At 75.7% G+C, this 18,523-nt stretch carries 14 protein-coding genes; 9 read left to right on the top strand and 5 right to left on the bottom strand.

Annotated elements, in window-relative coordinates; genetic code table 11:
* Positions 1 to 12: 12 nt before the first annotated feature.
* A complete protein-coding gene (locus ACYVGT_RS16455; RefSeq protein WP_460859227.1) occupies positions 13 to 1,491 on the bottom strand; it encodes a DEAD/DEAH box helicase in 1,479 nt (492 codons plus the stop codon).
* A 669-nt stretch (positions 1,492 to 2,160) separates the two neighbouring features.
* On the opposite strand from ACYVGT_RS16455, the gene ACYVGT_RS16450 reads away from it, so the two are divergent.
* From ACYVGT_RS16450 to ACYVGT_RS16440, 3 genes are all read left to right on the top strand, one after another.
* Positions 2,161 to 2,901: a ferritin-like fold-containing protein gene (locus tag ACYVGT_RS16450; protein ID WP_460859154.1), complete on the top strand. Its 741-nt coding sequence runs from the start codon at positions 2,161 to 2,163 to the stop codon at positions 2,899 to 2,901.
* 214 nt (positions 2,902 to 3,115) lie between these two features.
* Entirely contained in the window at positions 3,116 to 3,427 is a 312-nt protein-coding gene (locus ACYVGT_RS16445) for a DUF6401 family natural product biosynthesis protein (RefSeq protein WP_460859152.1), read from the top strand.
* A gap of 231 nt (positions 3,428 to 3,658) precedes the next feature.
* The gene (locus ACYVGT_RS16440; protein WP_460859150.1) at positions 3,659 to 3,901 is read left to right on the top strand and encodes a hypothetical protein; all 243 of its coding nucleotides are present in this window, start codon (positions 3,659 to 3,661) and stop codon (positions 3,899 to 3,901) included.
* A gap of 450 nt (positions 3,902 to 4,351) precedes the next feature.
* Here the strand turns inward: ACYVGT_RS16440 and ACYVGT_RS16435 are convergent, their stop codons facing one another.
* The 3 genes from ACYVGT_RS16435 to ACYVGT_RS16425 all read right to left on the bottom strand — a co-directional run bounded on the left by ACYVGT_RS16435 (position 4,352) and on the right by ACYVGT_RS16425 (position 6,801).
* Positions 4,352 to 5,200, bottom strand: a complete 849-nt coding sequence (locus tag ACYVGT_RS16435) for a mechanosensitive ion channel family protein (RefSeq protein WP_460859147.1) — start codon at positions 5,198 to 5,200, stop codon at positions 4,352 to 4,354.
* Between the two features lie 407 nt (positions 5,201 to 5,607).
* Positions 5,608 to 6,240, bottom strand: coding sequence for a TetR/AcrR family transcriptional regulator (locus ACYVGT_RS16430; RefSeq protein ID WP_460859144.1), 633 nt, complete (start codon positions 6,238 to 6,240; stop codon positions 5,608 to 5,610).
* Positions 6,241 to 6,549: 309 nt separating this feature from the next.
* A complete protein-coding gene (locus ACYVGT_RS16425) occupies positions 6,550 to 6,801 on the bottom strand; it encodes a hypothetical protein (protein WP_460859142.1) in 252 nt (83 codons plus the stop codon).
* A gap of 226 nt (positions 6,802 to 7,027) precedes the next feature.
* Between ACYVGT_RS16425 and ACYVGT_RS16420 the strand changes: the two genes are divergently transcribed.
* The 6 genes from ACYVGT_RS16420 to ACYVGT_RS16395 all read left to right on the top strand — a co-directional run bounded on the left by ACYVGT_RS16420 (position 7,028) and on the right by ACYVGT_RS16395 (position 17,348).
* Positions 7,028 to 7,972, top strand: coding sequence for an alpha/beta fold hydrolase (locus ACYVGT_RS16420; RefSeq protein ID WP_460859140.1), 945 nt, complete (start codon positions 7,028 to 7,030; stop codon positions 7,970 to 7,972).
* Between the two features lie 149 nt (positions 7,973 to 8,121).
* Complete coding sequence (gene moeZ, locus ACYVGT_RS16415) at positions 8,122 to 9,300, top strand: adenylyltransferase/sulfurtransferase MoeZ (RefSeq protein WP_460859138.1); 1,179 nt, start codon at positions 8,122 to 8,124, stop codon at positions 9,298 to 9,300.
* A gap of 208 nt (positions 9,301 to 9,508) precedes the next feature.
* Entirely contained in the window at positions 9,509 to 9,871 is a 363-nt protein-coding gene (locus tag ACYVGT_RS16410; protein ID WP_460859136.1) for a hypothetical protein, read from the top strand.
* Between the two features lie 146 nt (positions 9,872 to 10,017).
* Complete coding sequence (locus ACYVGT_RS16405) at positions 10,018 to 10,374, top strand: MGMT family protein (protein WP_460859134.1); 357 nt, start codon at positions 10,018 to 10,020, stop codon at positions 10,372 to 10,374.
* An 87-nt stretch (positions 10,375 to 10,461) separates the two neighbouring features.
* Positions 10,462 to 13,860 carry an ATP-dependent helicase gene (locus ACYVGT_RS16400; RefSeq protein ID WP_460859224.1) on the top strand — a complete coding sequence of 1,133 codons (3,399 nt, stop codon included), beginning with the start codon at positions 10,462 to 10,464 and terminating at the stop codon, positions 13,858 to 13,860.
* A complete protein-coding gene (locus ACYVGT_RS16395; RefSeq protein WP_460859132.1) occupies positions 13,857 to 17,348 on the top strand; it encodes a UvrD-helicase domain-containing protein in 3,492 nt (1,163 codons plus the stop codon). Before ACYVGT_RS16400 ends, ACYVGT_RS16395 begins: the two co-directional genes overlap by 4 nt.
* Positions 17,349 to 17,401: 53 nt before the next feature.
* On the opposite strand, the gene ACYVGT_RS16390 is transcribed toward ACYVGT_RS16395, so the two are convergent.
* On the bottom strand, positions 17,402 to 18,478 hold the full coding sequence (locus tag ACYVGT_RS16390) for a type III PLP-dependent enzyme domain-containing protein (protein WP_460859130.1): 1,077 nt from the start codon (positions 18,476 to 18,478) through the stop codon (positions 17,402 to 17,404).
* Between the last annotated feature and the right edge of the window lie 45 nt (positions 18,479 to 18,523).

The raw sequence follows: 18,523 nt of genomic DNA, 5'->3' as shown, positions 1-18,523 counted from the left end.
TACGTGCCTCGGCTACTCGGCGGAGCGCTGCTCGCCGCCGCTGCCCTTGGTGTCGACACCGCTGCGGGTGCGCCTGCGCCGCCGCCGGCGCGGAGCCGGAGCCGCGCCCTCGGCGCTCTCCCCCGAGCCGGACTCCGGTGCCTGGGCCTGCTTCTCACCGGTGGCCGCAGCGTTCCCGGTGCCGCCCGCGCTCCCGGAGCCGCTGCGCCGCCGCCGGTTGCGGGAGCGCCCTCCGGATCCGCCGGCGCCGCCTGCGCCGCCGCGGCCGCCGCGCTCGCGCGGCTGCTTGGCGTGCACGCCGGTGTCGCCGATGTCCTCGACCTCCTCGGCCTCCAGTCCCGCGCGCTCCCGCTGAGCGGCGGCCAGCCGGCCCTTCGTGCCCTCCGGGATGCGCAGGTGCTCGAAGAAGTGCGGCGAGGTGGAGTAGGTCTCCTCCGGGTCCGGGTACGGCAGTTCGAGCGCGGCGTTGATGAGCTTCCAGCGGGCGATCTCGCGCCAGTCGACGAAGGTCACCGCGGTGCCCGAGCGCCCGGCGCGGCCGGTCCGGCCGATCCGGTGGGTGTAGGTCTTCTCGTCGTCCGGGCACTCGTAGTTGACGACGTGCGTGACGTCGTCCACGTCGAGGCCGCGGGCGGCGACGTCGGTGGCGACCAGAACGTCGATCTTGCCGTTGCGGAACGCCCGCAGCGCGCGCTCGCGCTGGCTCTGCCCGAGGTCGCCGTGGACCGCCGCGGCAGCGAAGCCGCGCGTCTTGAGGTCGGCCGCGACCCGGTCGCAGGCGCGCTTGGTCTGGCAGAAGACCATGCTCAGCCCGCGGCCCTCGGCCTGCAGCATGCGGGCGAGCATCTCGCCCTTGTCCATCGAGTGCGTGCGGTACACGTACTGGTCGATGTGGCTCGTGGTGGTCTGGCCCGGCTCGTCGTCGTCGCCGGCCCGCACGTGGGTGGGCCGGTTCAGGTAGCGGCGGGACAGGGTGACGATCTCGCTCGGCATGGTCGCCGAGAACAGCATCGACTGCCGGTTCTCCGGGATCTTGCCGAGGATCCGCTCGATGTCGGGCAGGAAGCCGAGGTCGAGCATCTTGTCCGCCTCGTCCAGCACGACGGCGCCGACGCCGGACAGGCTGAGGTGGCGCTGCTTCTCCAGGTCGAGGAGGCGGCCCGGGGTGCCGACAACGACGTCGACGCCGGCCTTGAGGCCGTCGATCTGCGGCTCGTAGGCGCGCCCGCCGTAGACGGTGAGGATGCGCGCGCCGGTCCGCTTGCCGGCCGTGGTGAGGTCGGCCGCGACCTGGATCGCGAGCTCGCGGGTCGGCACCACGACCAGCGCGCGCGGCGTCTTGGACGTGCCGGGGTCGGCCTGGGCGCGCTGCAGCAGCGGCAGCCCGAAGGCGAACGTCTTACCGGTGCCGGTGCGCGCCTGGCCGATGATGTCGGAGCTGTTCAGCGCGAGCGGCAGTGCGAGGGACTGGATGGGAAAGGGGTCGACGATGCCCTCGGCCTCGAGCGCGTCCGCGATCTGCGGGCTGACGCCCAGGTCGCGGAAGGTCTGGCGGGATGCGTTCGTCTCTGTAGTGCGTGTCAGGGCTCATGCCTCCATCTGGGCGGGCCGCAATGGCGTTCGTGGCCGCGTGGTGGTGCGGACGGGGCGCCGCCGGTAGTGGCACCCGGCGCTGGTGCGCGGTGCTGCGGCACGGCGCGCCGTGCAGCGCGGTATCCCCGCCGCTCGGGCGGGGCCGTTCCCGCGGACGCGGCGCGCAGGGGCCGTCCGCTCTCTCTTGTGCGGGCGCGGTGCCTCCACCGCGCGCGGGCGCCGCCTCCGGCGCCCTGGGCCGTTCTGGGTGAAGCAGGCCCGGCCGCGGTCGTCGACCGCACGGCCCCCGGTGCGGGGGCGGCGCGTCGACCGCGTCAGGCCGCTGATCACGCAGCTGAGTCTAGCGCGGCGCTCCGTTGCTGGATATGCCGCGTTCGGCCCGGGCGGTTCCGCACCCGCTCGGTCGCGGGCCTCTCGCCCACCACGGTCAACTCCGCGGCGGCGGGGAAAAGTCCCGGAGCGCGTGCGCCCCGCTCCGGCGGTGCCGCAGGGGCGGCGCGGCCGGCCGGGGTGCGGCCGTCCCGGCGCAGCGGAGACGGGCGGGCGAGCAGGCCGTAGGCTCTGCCCATGACCAACGGCTCCTCTCCCGACTCTGCGCCCGGCACCGCCGACCTGCTGGGCCTGCTCGCCTATGCCGAGCTCGTCTCCTTCTTCCGCATCGCCGACGAGGCGGGGCTCGCGCCCGATCTCGCGGCAAAGGGCGACCTCGCCGGGGTCGCCGCTGAGGAGTACGCGCAGTACCGCCGGCTCCGCTCCCGCCTCGCCGAGCTCGGGGCCGACCCGGAGGCCGCGATGGAGCCGTTCGTTGCGCCGCTGGATGCCTGGCACGCCCGCACCCAGCCGCAGAACTGGCTGGAGAGCCTGGTCAAGACCTACGTCGGCGACGGGCTGGCCGGCGACTTCTACCGCGTTGTCGCGCGCACCACCGACCCCGCCACCGCCGAGCTCGTCGGCGGCTCCGGCTCGGAGAGCACGCGGGAGAAGGTGATCGGCGGCCGGGTGCGCGCCGCCGTCGAGGAGGACCCCAAGCTCGCCGGCCCGCTGTCGCTGTGGTCGCGCCGGCTCGTCGGCGAGGCGCTGAGCCAGGCCCAGCTGGTCGCAGCGCAGCGCCCGGAACTCGCTGCGCTGGTGGTCCGGGAGGCGGCAGGCGGCGACGGCGGCGGCGAGAGCGGCGCGGAGGGGGCCGGCAGCACGGCGCAGAGCGCGGGGGAGGATGCGAGCGGCGACCTGGCGGCGGTCAGCCGGGTCTTTGCCGGGCTCACCGAGCGCCATGCGGCGCGGGTGGCGGCAATGGGCCTCAGTTCCTGACCCCGGGCGGGCGGACCGCACCCGGTTCCCCCGGGGCGGTCGGCGCCCGGAACGCGCTGCGCTGCATGAACTCCGGACTCGGCGGCCACTTGGTTTCCTGTTGGCCGAAACCCGTGACGCCCCTCACCTGGACACGAAACGGTCATGGTTCGGTTCCGAATTGGCATATAGTCGGTCGCGTTGCAGTTGTCCCCGGCAGTGAGGTCGTCCGTCCATGCGCAGTGGATTCGGCGCGCAGGGCCCGCTGGCCCTCCTCTCCCGCGAGTTCGACGTCTTCGGCCCCCTCCGCGGGCCGCTCGACCCCTGGCTCGTCGCTGAGCTGGACCAGCACACCGCCTCGGTGCGCGATTCCATCGCCGGCGGAGGATCCGACCTCTCGCCGCGCAGCCTCGACGGCTACCTCCGCGGATTCGTGGCGGGGTGCCGCGAGCGCGGCTGGCATTCCGACACCGCCGACTACGACTGGGAGACCGTGCGCCTCCTCGCGATCTGCCGGCTGGCAAAGGAGTGCGGGTTCGTCCGCTAGTTTGGTCGGGCCCCACGGGATCCTCACGGAACGTCGCTGAGCCGCTGCTGCTGCGCCGTTCCGCGAAGTCATCTCACCGAGGCCCTCACGGGGCGTACGCTGATCCGTACCCGGGGTCGATGCTGGTCGCGGCCGCCGCCGCGAGCACCGCGGCGGGCGCCGAACCCTGCGCCGCCCGCGCCCCCGGTTCGAAGATGCGGCCGTCGAGGTGCCGCGAGAAAGGAAGAGCGCATGAGGAGCGGTCGGCACGGGGCGGCACGGCCTCCGATCGGTGTCCTGGTACGCCAGGACCGCGTCGATTTCGCCCTGTACGCCATGATCGCCGTCGTTGCCTTGGCAGTCATGGCCTTCTCCGGTCCCATGAGCGCCCCGTTCTGGCTCTCGCTGCTGCCGATCGTCGGGGCCGTCGTGCTCAGCGTCCGCCGGATCGACCGGCTTTCCCGCGATGAGCTCCGCGACGAGGAGCTGCTCTAGGGCGTGCCGGGTGGGCACCTGTCCTGCTGCGCGGCGCCCTGGCACGCCCCTCGCGGCGTTCTCCTCAATCGACAGGGAAAACCCGCCCTGACTCCTTCGTCGGCCTTGCGATGGGTGCACCAGGACGCCGCTCGCGACGAACGCCATCCACCCGACACGCCCCGGGCGTTCTGGGTGGGCACCTGTCCTGCTGCGCGGCGCCCTGGCACGCCCCTCGCTGCGTTCTCCTCAGTCGACAGGGAAAACCCGCCCTGACTCCTTCGTCGGCCGTGCGGCGGGTGCACCGCCGACGCCGCTCGCGACGAACGCCATCCACCCGACACGCCCTGGACAGCGCAGGCGCACGGCATGCAGGAGGGGCGGGGCCCGGACGGGCCCCGCCCCTCTGTGCTGCACTGCGATGCTGCGCGGTTGCCGGGTCACCCCGGCGGCTGCGCTACCGCGCCCGGGTCAGGGCGACTGCGGCCGGCGGTGCTCGCCGCCGTGCTCCGGGGACTGCATGCCCGGACCCGCGCCGGTGCCCTGTCGTGCCTCTTCGCGCTCCGCCTGCTGCCCGGAGCCCGACTGGGCGCCGGTGCCAGACATGGCGTCCTGGCGGCCGGCCGCGTAGCCCGCACCGTCCTGGCCGGAGCCCTGCACCCGCGAGGTCTCCCGCTCGGCGCTGTCGAGCCACCGGCCCCACCGCTCCTGCATCGGGCGGATCAGGCCGCCGCCGACGCCGACGACGATGACGCCGCCGACGGTCGCCAGGGTCGCGATGAGGACCGGCTGGGTGACGGTCGTGGCGACGCCGATCTGGTTCAGCGCCGCGATGATGCCGAGTGCCAGGATGGCCACGCCGGCGACGTTGGCGACGAACCGCCCGTAGGAGAGCCCGCCCATCGCACCGGAGATGACGTCCTTCGCGGCCTTCGCCAGGATGCCGGCGACGACGACAATGACCAGGGCCACCACGGCCTGCGGAATCCAGGCCACGACCTCGTTGAGCAGTTGGGTGATCGGGTTCGTCGGCCCGAAGACGCTGAACGCCAGCTGCAGCGTGATCAGCACACCCGCGTAGTAGATGATCTTCCCGCAGAGTTCGCTGGCGCTCCAGCGGCTGCGCTGAAAGTACTCACCGACCCCCGATCGGTCCAGCCCGCGGTCCAGCCCCAAGCGCGCCAGTCCCTTGCCGACGAGGCGGCCGAGCCACAGCGCGACGAACCAGCCGATGATCAGGATGACAAGGAAGGCGGCGAGCCTCGGTACGAAGGAAGCGACGGCGGCCCACGCCGTCGTCAAGCCCTGACCGATGTCCATAGTCGTTTCACCCCCGATGGCGCCCCGCGGTATCCGGGGGAGGAACCCCCGGATTCGCCCGACGACCCGAAACGAAAAAACGCGTTCTTCACCACGGCGATTACCCGTTATCGGTGAGGCCGAATCGTCGGAGCGTAGCCGGTGGACACGGAGAGCAGCCGGAACGCCGGTCGGAGACGGGGCGGCGCTGCGCCGGTGGAGCAGCACGGACGCGGGGCCGGCGGGACGCCCCCCGGGCTTCGGGCGCCGGCGGTCCGGGCGCTCGGGGCGCGCCGGGAGGTGCTCCACAAGGGACCGGAACCACCGGGCGGCGGGGCAGCGTGGCGCTGGGCGGGAGCGGCGCGCGCCGCCGGCGTGCTGCCGGCGGCGCACAGTGCCGGGACTGCGGGGCGGAGGCGGGCGGCGGGCTACTCGCCCGCGGGCCGGGTGAGGTCCCAGCCGGCCAGGCCGCGCCAGGCCAGCCGGGCGACGAGCCGCTCCGCGGTCTCCTTGGGGATGGTCCCCTCGTTGCCGATCCAGTAGCGGGCGCTGGTCTCGGCCAGCCCCACCAGGCCGACGCTGAGCAGGTGCGCCTCGTCGGCGGAGATGCTGGTGTCCTGCCGGATGACCTCGCTGATCAGCGCAGCGCAGCGGTCCAGCGTCTCGTCGAGCTTGTCCCGGACCGCCGGCAGGTTGCGCAGGTCGGACTCGAAGACCAGCCGGAAGGCCTCGCCGTCGCCGGCGACGAACTCGAAGAACGCCTGGAAGCTGGCGGCGACGCGCTCGCGGTTGTCGCTCGTGCTCTCCAGCGCGGCGCGCTGCTTTTCCACCAGCGCCGCCGAGTGCTGTTCGAGCAGGGCCAGGTAGAGCTCCAGCTTGCCGGGGAAGTGCTGGTAGAGGACGGGCTTGCTGACGCCGGCGCGCTCGGCGATCTCGTCCATCGCCGCCTGGTGGTACCCCTGGGCGACGAACACCTCCTGCGCGGCGGCGAGCAGTTGCCGCCGGCGCGCGTTCCGGGGCAGCCGGGTGCCGCGCGGCCGGGCGTCTGAAGGAGCTGTCACACCCACACCCTCCGAACTGGTGCGGCACGGGGGGCCGCTGGTCGTGGCGATCACGGTTGGCGGTGCGCCGGGCGAGGGGCCGGGTGCGCAGCGCCACGCCCATCTTACTCGGACGTAGGTTGCGGATCCGCGCGCGGTGGTGCCCATGTGTACCCCGCCACCTGCACCACCGTGCGATCCGGCCGGCCGGGTAGGTCTGCGGCCGGCCCGGCGGCGGAGCTCCGACCAGCGCAGTCGCGATGCCGCTGCCGCCGGTTCGGCGGCGCTGCGCCGGCGGCAGCGGTGCCGCGCACTGCCGGACCAGCCGGTCTAGCGGTACTCCTCGTCCTCGCCGCCGACCTCGAGCCGCTGCTCCACGGCGTCGCCCTCCGGTACGTCGTCGCGCTTGCCCAGGTCCTGATCGGGCGTCCACGCGCCGGGTTCCTCGACGACCGGACGCTCTTCGGCGCGGTCGCCCTCCGAACCGGAGAACCCGTCCTCCAGGGTCTCCTCGTCCGCGGCGCCGAGGGCGTCCTCGGCGCTACCGGACCGCGGATCCTGCTGGTCGCGCTCGGTGTTCACGGTGACCCCCTGGAATCGCGGAAACCTGCACTCCAACGCTACCCGCTCGGCGCTCCGCCACCCGGCGGGCACGACCGCCGCCGGTCCGGGACCGGCGGCGAGGGGGAGTCGGGCGGGTGCGGTCCGCGGTTCCCCGGGGCCCACTGCGTAGAGTTCGGGAACGAGGCAGCGCAGCGCCGCGCGACGGTGCGACTGCACAGCGGAAGGAAACGGTGAGAGGGGCGGCATGGAGGAACCCGTCGACCTGTGGCCGGGCGACTACGTCGATGCCGGCGGGCGCCGGATCTTCCTGCGCACCGACGGCCCGCAGGGCGGCCGGCGCATCCTCTACCTGCATGGCCTCAACGGCTCCTCGACCAACTGGACCGACCTGATGGGCGACCTGGGCCGGGACTACCGCGGCGAGGCGTTCGACTTCCCCGGGTTCGGCAAGTCGCCGCCGCCGGACGACGGCGACCACACCGTGGACGCCGCCGTCGCCGCGGCGGCCGGCCTCATCGACCGCGCCGACGCGCCGGTGCACCTCGTCGGCAACTCGCTGGGCGGCAGCGTCGCGGTAAGGCTGGCGGCCGAGCGGCCCGAGCTGGTGCGCTCGCTCGTCCTGATCGCTCCGGCCCTGCCCGACCTGCGCCCCCGCCTGGTGCCGTACCAGATGGCCGGCGCCCTGGTCCCGGGGATCGGGCCGGCCGCCTACCGGCGGATCCAGCGCAGGCCCGCCGAGGTGCGGGTGCAGGACATGCTCGACGCGACCTTCCACGACCCCGCCTCCGCCCCGGCCCAGCGGGTGCGCGAGGCTCTGGAGGCCGAGCGCGAGCGCGACGCGCACACCTGGGCCGCCGATTCGGTGCTGGACACGCTCCGCGGCCTCGTCGGCGAGTACTTCCGCCGCGGCCCGCGGTCGCTGTGGCGCCAGGCCGCCCGCGTCGCCGTGCCGACCCTGCTGCTCTACTCCGCCGGCGACCGCTTCATCGACCCGCGGTCCGCCCGCCGCGCCGCGCGGACCTTCCCGGACAACCGCGTCGTCCTGCTGCGGGATACCGGCCACGTCGCCATGATGGAGCGGCCGCGCGCCGTCCTTCGCGAAGTCCGACCGTTCCTCGCCCGCGCCGATTCGGCCGCCGGGCAGGAGGCCCAGGCCGGCGGCGGGGCGGAGGGTGCCGCGGAGTCCTGAGTGCCCGATCGCACAGCACACGTCCCGCGTGCGGGAATGCAAACCCCACCCCGTAGGTTGGGTATAGAGGACAAGCGCGCCACCCGCCCCGCCCCCTTCCCGGGCCGTCCGGGGCGCGGCGCCGACGAATCACCGATTGAGGAGCCACTGTGTCGCTGCCGCCGCTGGTCGAGCCAGCTGACGAGCTGACCGTCGACGAGGTGCGCCGCTACTCCCGCCACCTGATCATCCCCGACGTGGGCATGGACGGCCAGAAGCGCCTGAAGAACGCCAAGGTGCTCGTGGTCGGCGCGGGCGGCCTCGGGTCGCCGGCGCTGCTGTATCTGGCCGCCGCCGGCGTGGGCACGCTCGGCATCATCGACTTCGACGTGGTCGACGAGTCGAACCTGCAGCGCCAGATCATCCACGGGCAGAGCGATGTGGGCCGCTCCAAGGCGGAGTCCGCGCGCGACTCCATCAAGGAGGCCAACCCCAACACCGAGGTCGTGCTGCACGAGGAGCGCCTCGACTCCGACAACGCGTTCCGCATCTTCGAGCCCTACGACCTCGTCGTCGACGGCACCGACAACTTCGCGACCCGCTACCTGGTCAACGACGCCTGCGTGCTGCTCGGCAAGCCGTACGTGTGGGGCTCGATCTACCGCTTCGACGGCCAGGCGTCGGTCTTCTGGGCCGACCACGGCCCCTGCTACCGGTGCCTCTACCCCGAGCCCCCGCCGCCCGGCATGGTGCCCTCCTGCGCCGAGGGCGGCGTGCTCGGCGTGCTCTGCGCCTCCATCGGGTCGATCCAGGTCAACGAGGCGATCAAGCTCATCGCCGGGTTCGGCGACCCGATCGTCGGCCGGCTGATGACCTACGACGCGCTGGAGATGAACTACCGGTCGCTCAAGGTCCGCAAGGACCCGGAGTGCCCGCTGTGCGGGAAGAACCCCACCATCACCGAACTCATCGACTACGAGGCGTTCTGCGGGACGGTGTCGGATGAGGCCCAGGACGCGGCCGCCGGCTCCACCATCACCGCGACCGAGCTCAAGGAGATGATGGACCGCGGCGACGACTTCCAGCTCGTCGACGTCCGGGAGAAGAACGAGTACGAGATCGTCAGCATCCCGGGCTCCGTGCTCATCCCCAAGGGCGAGTTCCTGAACGGGGAGGCGTTCGCCAAGCTGCCGCAGGACAAGCCGGTCGTCCTGCACTGCAAGTCCGGTGCCCGCTCGGCCGAGGCGCTCGCCGCGCTGAAGGGCGCGGGCTTCGCCGACGCGGTGCACGTCGGGGGCGGCGTCCTCGCCTGGATCAACCAGATCGACCCGAGCCTGCCGGAGTACTGAGCGGGCGCGCCCCGGCGCATGGGGCGCCGGCCTGCGACGGCCGCCGCGGCATCCGCCGCGGCGGCCGCAGGTGTTTCCGGGGCGGCTGGCGCGTCCGGGCCCGGCGCCGGCGGGGCGCGGCCGCGTGCGGTGCACCGCACGCGGGTAGGTCTCCGGGTGCCGGCGCCGAGCGCCGGAGGATGTGTGCCTGAGGAGATGAGGTGCCCTCATGAACACCAAGGGGCGCTGGACGGACTGGGTGGCGCTGGCCGCCGGGGTCCTGCTCGTGATCGGCTGGGTCTGGCACGGCACCGGCGGGGCCGGAGGCGCGTTCCTCTTCCTCGCGGGGATGCTGATCGTCCTCGCGTCGATCATGTCCATCACCCGCCCGCAGATGATGGCCGGCGAAGGCTTCGTGTTCGCCTTCGGAGCGCTGGCCTTCCTTGCGCCGTGGATGATGGCGCTTCCGCCGGCCGCGGCCTGGACCGGCTGGATCCTCGGCGGTGCGGCCATGCTCGCCGCGCTGGCGGGGGTCGTGCAGCTCGCCCGCAGAGCGCCGGGAGCGCCCGGCGGGCGTCTCGCCGCCCACTGACCGGTTCCGACCGGCCGATCGGGCGCGCCGGCGGCCCCGCCCCGCCGCCGGCCGGGCTGCGGTGCGCCCGGACCGCGGAGCCGGAGCGGGCTGCGGACGGTCCGGCACCGCGGGGCCCTGCCACTGGTACGCCCTAGGATCGGGGCATGCCGCTGCGTGACGCCCTCCCCTCCGAGTACGCCGAGCGCGTGCTCGACCTCGTCGAACGCATCCCGCCGGGCCGCGTCCTGGCCTACGGCGACATCGCCGCGATCCTGGCCGAGGGCGGGCCGCGCCAAGTGGGCACCGTGATGGCGCAGTGGGGCGGGGCGGTGCCGTGGTGGCGGGTCCTGCGCGCCGACGGGTCCCCGCCCCAGGGACTCGAGGCCGAGGCCCTGGCCCGCTACGCCGAAGAGGCCACCCCGCTCCGTGCGCGCACGTCCCGCGTCGACATGGCCGCCGCGCGCTGGGACGAGGCCGATGCCGGCGGCGGCCCGGCTGCAGGCAGGTTTGCCCCGATGTGATCGCGTACACATGTTCGACGCGGATGGCAGCGGTGCGGGTGAGGGTGTGGTGAACTAGGCGGGGTGAGCCCATCCCCGTACCGCCTTGTGCGGCGTGCGCACCGCGCGGCGCCGCCGCCCGTGCTGGACCCCGCGCAGCGGCGCGTGGTCGAGCACAAGGGCGGGCCGCTCCTGGTGCTCGCCGGGCCGGGTACGGGCAAGACCACCACGATCGTCGAGGCGGTCGTCGACCGGATCGAGAACCGCGGCGCCGACCCGTCGTCGGTGCTCGTGCTCACCTTCAGCCGCAAGGCCGCCGAGGAGCTGCGGCACCGCATCACCGCGCGGCTGCGCCGCACCACGCGCGAACCCCTCGCGCTGACCTTCCACAGCTACGCCTACGCGCTGATCCGGCGCGAGTTCCAGCGCCGCGGCGACCTCGCTCCGCGACTGCTCTCCGGTCCCGAGCAGCTGATGGAGGTGCGCGAACTGCTCGCAGGCGAGGAGCTCGACGGTGCCGCCGGCTGGCCGGAGAAGCTCCAGCCCGCGCTGGGCACCCGCGGCTTCGCCGAGGAGCTCCGCGACTTCTGCATGCGCGCCCAGGAGCGCGGCCTGGGCCCGGCGGACCTGGCCCGGCTCGGCGCCGAGCGCGGCCGCAGCGACTGGGCGGCGGCCGGCGGATTCCTGGCCCGCTACACCGGGCGGTTCGACGTCGCGCCGGTCCCCACCCTCGACTACGCAGAGCTGGTCCGCATCGCCGCCAACCTGCTCGCCGACCCGGAGGTGCTCGCCCGCGAGCGTGCCGCTCGGGAGACCGTGTTCGTGGACGAGTACCAGGACACCGACCCCGCGCAGGAGCGGCTGCTGCGCGCGCTCGCCGGCGATGGGCGGGACCTGGTCGCGGTCGGCGACCCGGACCAGTCCGTCTACGGCTTCCGCGGCGCCGACGTGCGGGGCATCCTCGCCTTCCCCGAGCGCTTCACCGGCGCCGCCGGCGCGCCCGCGCCCGTGGTCGCCCTGCAGACCTGCCGCCGGAGCGGTGCCGCCCTGCTGCGCGCCTCGCGCGGCGTGGCCCGGCGGCTGCCCGCCGCGCCGTCGCCGGACGGGGGGCCGGTGAACGCCCACCGCGACCTCGCGCCCGCCGAGGGAGCGCCGGAGGGCGAGGTGCGGGTGCTCACCGCGGAGAGCCCCACCCAGGAGGCGGCGGTCGTCGCCGACGTGCTCCGCCGCGCCCACCTGGTGGACGGGCTGCCGTGGTCGCGGATGGCGGTGCTGGTGCGCTCCACCACCGGACGGCTTCCGGTGCTGCGCAGGGCGCTGACCGCCGCCCGGGTTCCGGTGGCCGTCGGCGGCGACGAGCTGCCGCTCGCCGCGGAGCCGCTGGTGCGGCCGCTGCTCTCGATCGTGCACTGCGGCCTGGACCCGGACCGGCTGGACCCCGACACCGCGCACGAGCTCCTGGTCTCCCCGTTCGGCGACGCCGACACCGTGCTCCTGCGCCGCCTCGGCCGCGCCCTGCGCCGCCTCGAGCTGGACACCTTCGCCGACCGGGACGGCCGCGCCGGCCCGCCGTCCGACGGCTCCGCCGAGGGGGCCGCCGCCGGACCGGGTGCGGACCCGGCCGCGCCGGAGGCACCGGCTGCCGCCGATCCGCGCGCGGCGGCGGAAGGCGGCCGGAGCGCCGCGGGCGAGGCCGCCGCGGCCGCCGATGGCGGATCCCGCGGGGAGGGCGGAGACACTGCCCGGGAGGCGCCGCCCGGAGGAGGCCCCGGCGCCGCAGCGGACGCCGGGCAGCCCGCCGGAGGGCGGTCCGGGCCCGTGCGGCCGCGGCCGTCGGCGGTGCTCATTGCGGATGCGCTGCGGGACCCGCGCGAACTCACCCTGGTCGACCCGGCCGTTGCCGCGCCGGCGCACCGGATCGCGAAGCTGCTCCGGCTGGTCTCCGACACCGCAGCCGGCGGCGGCACCGCCGAAGACGTCCTGTGGGCGGTGTGGAAGGAGTCCGGACTCGGCGACCGGCTGCTCCGCGCCAGCCAGGCCGGCGGGCGGCGGGGCGCTGCCGCCGATCGCGACCTCGACTCCGCCGTCGCCCTCTTCGAGAGCGCCGCCCGCTACTGCGACCGGCTGCCGCCCGGCACCCCCGGCGGCTTCCTGGACGACCTCGAGGCGCAGGAGATCCCCGGCGACTCCCTCGCCGAGCGCGCGCCCGAGGGCGAAGCGGTCCGCATCCTCACCGCACACCGCTCCAAAGGACTGGAGTGGGACCTCACCGTGGTCGCCGGCGTGCAGGAGGGCGACTGGCCCGACCTGCGGCTGCGCGGTTCACTGCTCGGCGTCGAAGAGCTCGTCGACGCCACCACCGGGTTCGCCGCCGATGCGCCCGCCTCCGGCGCCGCCGTCGCCTCCCGGCTGCTCGACGAGGAGCGGCGGCTGTTCTACGTGGCCGCCACCCGCGCCCGCAGCCGGCTGGTGGTGACCGCCGTCGGCGGGGAGGAGAGCGAGGAGCGGCCGTCCCGCTTCCTCACCGAGCTCGGCGTGGAACCGGAGCCGGTCGGCACCGGGCGGCGCTGGCTCTCCGTGCCCGCGCTCATCGCCGACCTGCGCTCGGTGGCCGCCGACCCGTCCCGGCCCGAGCCGCTGCGCCGCGGCGCAGCAGCGCACCTCGCCCGGCTCGCCGCGGAGGGGCACCGCGGCGCAGATCCGGCCGACTGGCACGCCCTCACACCGCTCTCCGACGGCCGGCCGCTCTCCGCCGACGGCACCGGCATCCGCGTCTCGCCCTCCCAGGTGGAGGCGTTCGCCACCTGCCGGTTCCGCTGGCTGCTGGAGAAGGGCGCCGGCGCCACCGGTGCGGAGACCGCCACGGCACTGGGCAGCGTGGTGCACGCGGTGGCCGTCCTGGTCGCCGAGGGCCTCGGCAGGGACGAGATCGACCGGCGGCTCGACGAGATCTGGTCGGAGATGGACTTCGGCGGTCCCTGGTACGCGCGGCGCCAGCGGGAGAGGACCGACGCCATGGTCCGCCGCCTGATGGACTGGCACGCCGCCGATCCGCGCGAGCTCGCGGTCACCGAGGAGGGCTTCCGGGTGGAGGTCGGCGGCGTGCAGATCACCGGCCGGGTGGACCGCCTGGAGCGCGACGCCGACGGGCGCGGCGTGGTCGTCGACATCAAGACCGGCAGCACCAAGCCGCCGGCGGCCGACCTCGGCCGGCTGCCGCAGCTCGGCGTCTACCAGCTCGCGGTGCTGCAGGGCGCGTTCGCCCGGCTCGGGCTGACCGAGCCCGGCGGGGCGGCGCTGGTCCAGGTCGGCAGCGGCAAGACCGCCAAGGAGCAGGTGCAGCCCGCGCTCGGCGAGGACCCCGACCCGCAGTGGGCCGCCCGCCTGGTCCTGGAGACCGCGGAGGGGATGGCGGGCGCGCGCTTCTCGGCGACCCGCAACGACCGGTGCGGCGCCTGCCCCGTCCGCTCCAGCTGCCCCGCCCACGACGAAGGGAGACGCCTGTGACCGCCAGCGGATCTGCCGGCAGCGCCGGTGCTGTGCCCGCCGGGCGCCCGCTCAGCCCCTTCGAGATCGCCCGGCTGCTGGGCCGCCCGGAGCCCACCGCCGAGCAGGCCGAGGTGATCGCGGCGCCGCTGGGCCCGTCGGTCGTGGTGGCCGGCGCCGGATCCGGCAAGAGCGAGACGATGGCGGCCCGCGTGGTGTGGCTCGTCGCCAACGGACACGTCCGCCCCGAGCAGGTGCTGGGCCTCACCTTCACCCGCAAGGCCGCCGCCGAGCTCGCCGACCGCGTCCGCACCCGGCTGGGCCAGCTCGGGGAGGCCGAGCAGGTTTGCGCCGAGCTCCTGGACGGCGAGCCGGAGGTCGCCACCTACAACGCCTACGCCGCCCGGCTCGTCGGCGACCACGCCCTGCGCGAAGCGGTCGAGCCGGATGCGCGGCTGCTCAGCCCGGGCCAGTCCTGGCAGCTCGCCGCGGAGATCACCGACTCCTACGACGGCCCGATGGACGCCGTCGACCTGTCTCCGCAGAGCGTGGTGGAGCGCGTCCTCGCCCTCTCCGGCGACCTCGCCGACCACCTGCGCGACCCTGACGACGTGCGCGGTATCGGCCGGTGGATCGAGGAGCGCACCGCCGCGGTGCCGCGCCGGCAGCAGACCAAGCGCGCCACCGGCGCGCTGGTCGCCGCCCAGCGCACCCGCGAGCAGCTGCTGCCGCTGGTGGAGCGCTACGCCGCGGCCAAGCGCGCCCGTGAGGCGATGGACTTCGGCGACCAGGTGGCGCTCGCCGCGCGGCTCGCCGAACGCCACCGCGAGGTCGGGCTCACCGAGCGCGGCCGCTACCGGGTGGTGCTGCTCGACGAGTACCAGGACACCAGCCACGCCCAGCTGGTGCTGCTGCGCGCGCTGTTCGGCGACGGCCACCCGGTGACCGCCGTCGGCGACCCCTGCCAGTCGATCTACGGATGGCGCGGCGCGAGCGCCGGCGGACTGCGCACGTTCCGCACCGACTTCCCCGAGGCGCCGGGCCGCCCGGCACCGGTGCGGATGCTCTCCACCAGCTTCCGCAACGGCCAGCGCATCCTCGACCTGGCCACGCGCGCCTCGGCGCCGCTGCGCGCCGGGGGCGCCGACGTGCCGGTCCTGCACCCCGGTCCGGTCCAGCGCGGCCGCGGCGCCGTCGCGTGCGCGCTGCTGGACACCGAGACCGAGGAGGCCGAGTGGATCGCCGCAACCGTGCACGCGGCCCTGCAGGCCCGCTCGGACGAGGCGCCGGACGGGGCCGTCTGGCCCGCGGGCCAGGGGCCGCTCACCCCCGGCGGCGTTGCGGTGCTCTGCCGCAAGCGCGCCCAGTTCGCGCCGGTTCGCGAGGCGCTGGAGCAGCGCGGCATCCCGGTGGAGGTGGTGGGCCTGGGCGGGCTGATGACGGTGCCCGAGGTGCGCGACGTCATAGCGGCGCTGCGGGTGGTGCACGACCCGTCGGCCGGCAACGAGCTGGCCCGGCTGCTCACCGGGGCGCGGATCCGGCTCGGCCCGCGCGACCTGGTGGCCCTCGGCGAGCGCGCCGCCGAGCTGGTCGCCGCCTCCCGCCGCGACCTGCGCGGCCCCGCCCGGCAGCCGCCGGCGGCCGAATCGGAGGCTGCGGCGGCCGACGGCGGCACCGCACCCGACGCCGACGACCTGCTGCGCACCACCGTGCTCGACCTGACCGCGGAGAGCGGCAGCCTCGTCGACGCGCTCGACGACCCGGGCTCCGCCGAGCGCTACTCCGCGGCCGGCTATGAGCGGCTCTGCCTGCTCGCCGCCGACCTGCGCGGTCTGCGCAAACTCGCCGCGCAGCCGCTGCCCGACCTGATCGGCGAGATCGAGCGGGTGCTCGGCCTCGACGTGGAGGTCGCCGCGCGCCCCGGCCGGGACCCGCTGACCGCCCGCGCCGACCTGGACGCGTTCGTGGACGCCGCCGTGCGCTTCGCCGGCAGCAGCGAGGACCCCACGCTCGGCGCGTTCCTCGGCTACCTCCGCTCGGCCGAGGACGCCGAGCGCGGCCTCGCGCCCGGCGAGCGGGTCGGCTCCGGTGACAGCGTGAAGCTCATGACGGTGCACGCCGCCAAGGGCCTGGAGTGGCCGCTGGTCGTCGTGCCGGGCCTGGCCGGCCAGGGCGGCCGGTCCTCGGTCTTCCCGACCAGCCCGCGCACCGCCGGCGGCTGGGTGCGGCACGCCCAGCAGATCCCGTTCCCGCTGCGCGGCGACCGCGCGGGCCTGCCGCAGCTCGCCGACGTCGACACCGCCTCGGTGCAGGAGTTCCTCGACGCCGACGCCGATCGGCACCTCCTGGAGGAGCGCCGGCTCGCCTACGTCGCCTTCACCCGCGCCTCGTTCGCGCTGGTCTGCAGCGGCCACTGGTGGGGGCGCGACAGCGGCACGGTGCGCGGACCCTCGCCGTTCCTGGAGGAGGTCCGGGAGGTCTGCGCGGCCGGCGCCGGCCGGGTCGGCCCGTGGGCGCCGCCGCCCGAGGACGGCGCGGCCAATCCGCAGACCTCCGGTGCCGAACCGGTGCAGTGGCCCGCACCGGGCGATCTCGCAGCAGCCGAGCCGCGATCCGGCGGCGAACCCGGCAGCGCGGACGGGAGCGGCCCGGAGGCGGGCGGGGAGCACGGCGGCGGTGACGGCCCTCCGGCGGCCGGCCCTGAGCAGAGCGGCCCCCTCGCCGACGCCGCCGAACTGGTGCGCCGGGCCCGCGACGAGGGCGGCGCCTGGCTGGCGGCGCTGGACCGCTCGGCGCTGCCCGCGTCGATGCGCCGCCGCCTCGACGGCTGGTCCCGCGACACCGAGCTCCTGCTCGCCCAGGGCTCCGGCGAGGAGCCGTCCGGGCCGATCCCCGTCGAGCTGCCCGACCACCTCAGCGTCTCGTCGCTGGTCACGCTCGCCCAGGACCCCGCCGTGCTGGCGCAGCGCATCCGCCGGCCCCTGCCGCGCCCGCCCGCGCCGCACACCCGCCGCGGCACCGCGTTCCACACCTGGCTGGAGCAGCGGCACGGCCAGCAGAGCCTGCTCGGCCCGGACGAACTGCCCGGCGCCGCCGACGACTCCGCGGGCGGCGACGAGGACCTGGACGAGCTGCGCCGCCGCTTCGAAGAGAGCGCGTGGGCGGCGCGCACCCCGCTGGACGTCGAGGTGCCGTTCGAGACGCTCATCGGCGACCGGCTCGTACGGGGGCGGATGGACGCCGTCTTCCACGATCCCGCCGAGGACCGCTACGACGTCGTCGACTGGAAGACCGGCCGCCCGCCGGACGGCGCGCGGGAGCGGTCCGCGGTCGCCGTGCAGCTCGCCGCCTACCGCTTCGCCTGGTCGGAACTGGCCGGCGTGCCCCTGGAGCGGGTCGGCGCCGCCTTCCACTACGTGCGGGCCGACCGCACCGTGCGCCCCACCGACCTGCTCGACGCCGACGGCCTCGCCGCGCTGCTCCAGCGCGTCCCCCCGCCCGGAGACTGACCGGAGGAGGCCCGGCCCGCGCAGGCGCCGGACCCGCCGGTGGCGGAAGCGGGTCAGCCCCGGGGCTCCGCGGGGAGGCAGTGCACCTCCGCGGCGGGCGGGCGGTGGGACGGGCCGGCGGCCAGCGGGTAGGCGACCACGTCGCCCACGCGCATCCGGGGCACCGGGCGGACCGGGAACAGCGGCCGCTCCCCGCCGGACCGGCGGGCCGCCACTGCGACCGGCTCGGCCGCCAGCTCCGGGCGCGGCCAGGGCCACCGCCAGGCGCCGTCCAGGGGCACCACGGCGAACCCCGCGCCCGGCGCCGGCTCCGGGCCGGCCTCGATCAGGGCGCGCCCGCGCCCGTTCCGGTGCTGCACGTCCAGGACCGGCGCGGCGAACCAGCCGCCGGACACCTCCGGCGCCGCCGGCGGTACCAGGGCCACCCGCTCGCCCGGGACCGCGGGCGGCATCGGGTCCGGCCAGGGCGGCGCGGCAGGGGAGGCGTCCCGGTACAGCAGGAAGAGGGGGTCGGCCACGCCCAGCAGCGACGCCCACGGACGCAGCGACTCCAGGGGCGAGACGGGCTCCGCCGCGTCGGTCCGCGCCGCGAAGCCGCGGGCGCGCAGGTGCGTGCTGTGCCGCAGCACCTCGCCGCAGGCGACGAGCGCCGCGTCGTCCATCCCGGCGCCGCCCGCCCGGTCGGCGCCGAGCAGCACGTCGACCTCGGCGCCCGCCCGGCGCGCGCAGTGCTGGAGGACGCGCAGCTCATCGGGGCCGTCGGCGAGGACCAGCACCCCGCCGGAGCTGCCGTCGCGGGCCAGTTCGACCGCGTGCGCCAGCTCGCCCTCGGTCTTGCCCGGGCCGCGGAGCACGGCGGGCAGGTGCGGTGCCGCATGGCGCGCGGCGGCCAGCGCGTCCGACGCGGCCGTGTCGAACCCGTCGGCATGCTCCGCCAGGACCGCGGCGGCCCCGGGCGGCGGGTCGTCCAGCGGGAGCACCGCGGCGAACGGGGCGGGGAGCGCGGCGCGCAGCTCCCGCATGCGGCGGTTGAGGAGGCCGAGGTCGTACACGCGGAGCGGGAACCGCTCCGGTGCGGTGCTGCGGATGTGGTCGCGGATGCGTTTCGGAAGCTCGGGCGGCTCGTGCATGGGGGGCTCGATCCTGGACTCCGAAAAAGCCGTCGATGCGTGCCT

The organism is Nocardiopsis coralliicola (genome assembly GCF_054779695.1).
The sequence above is the reverse complement of the archived record's forward strand: the minus strand, read 5'-3'. Positions and strand labels throughout refer to the sequence as shown.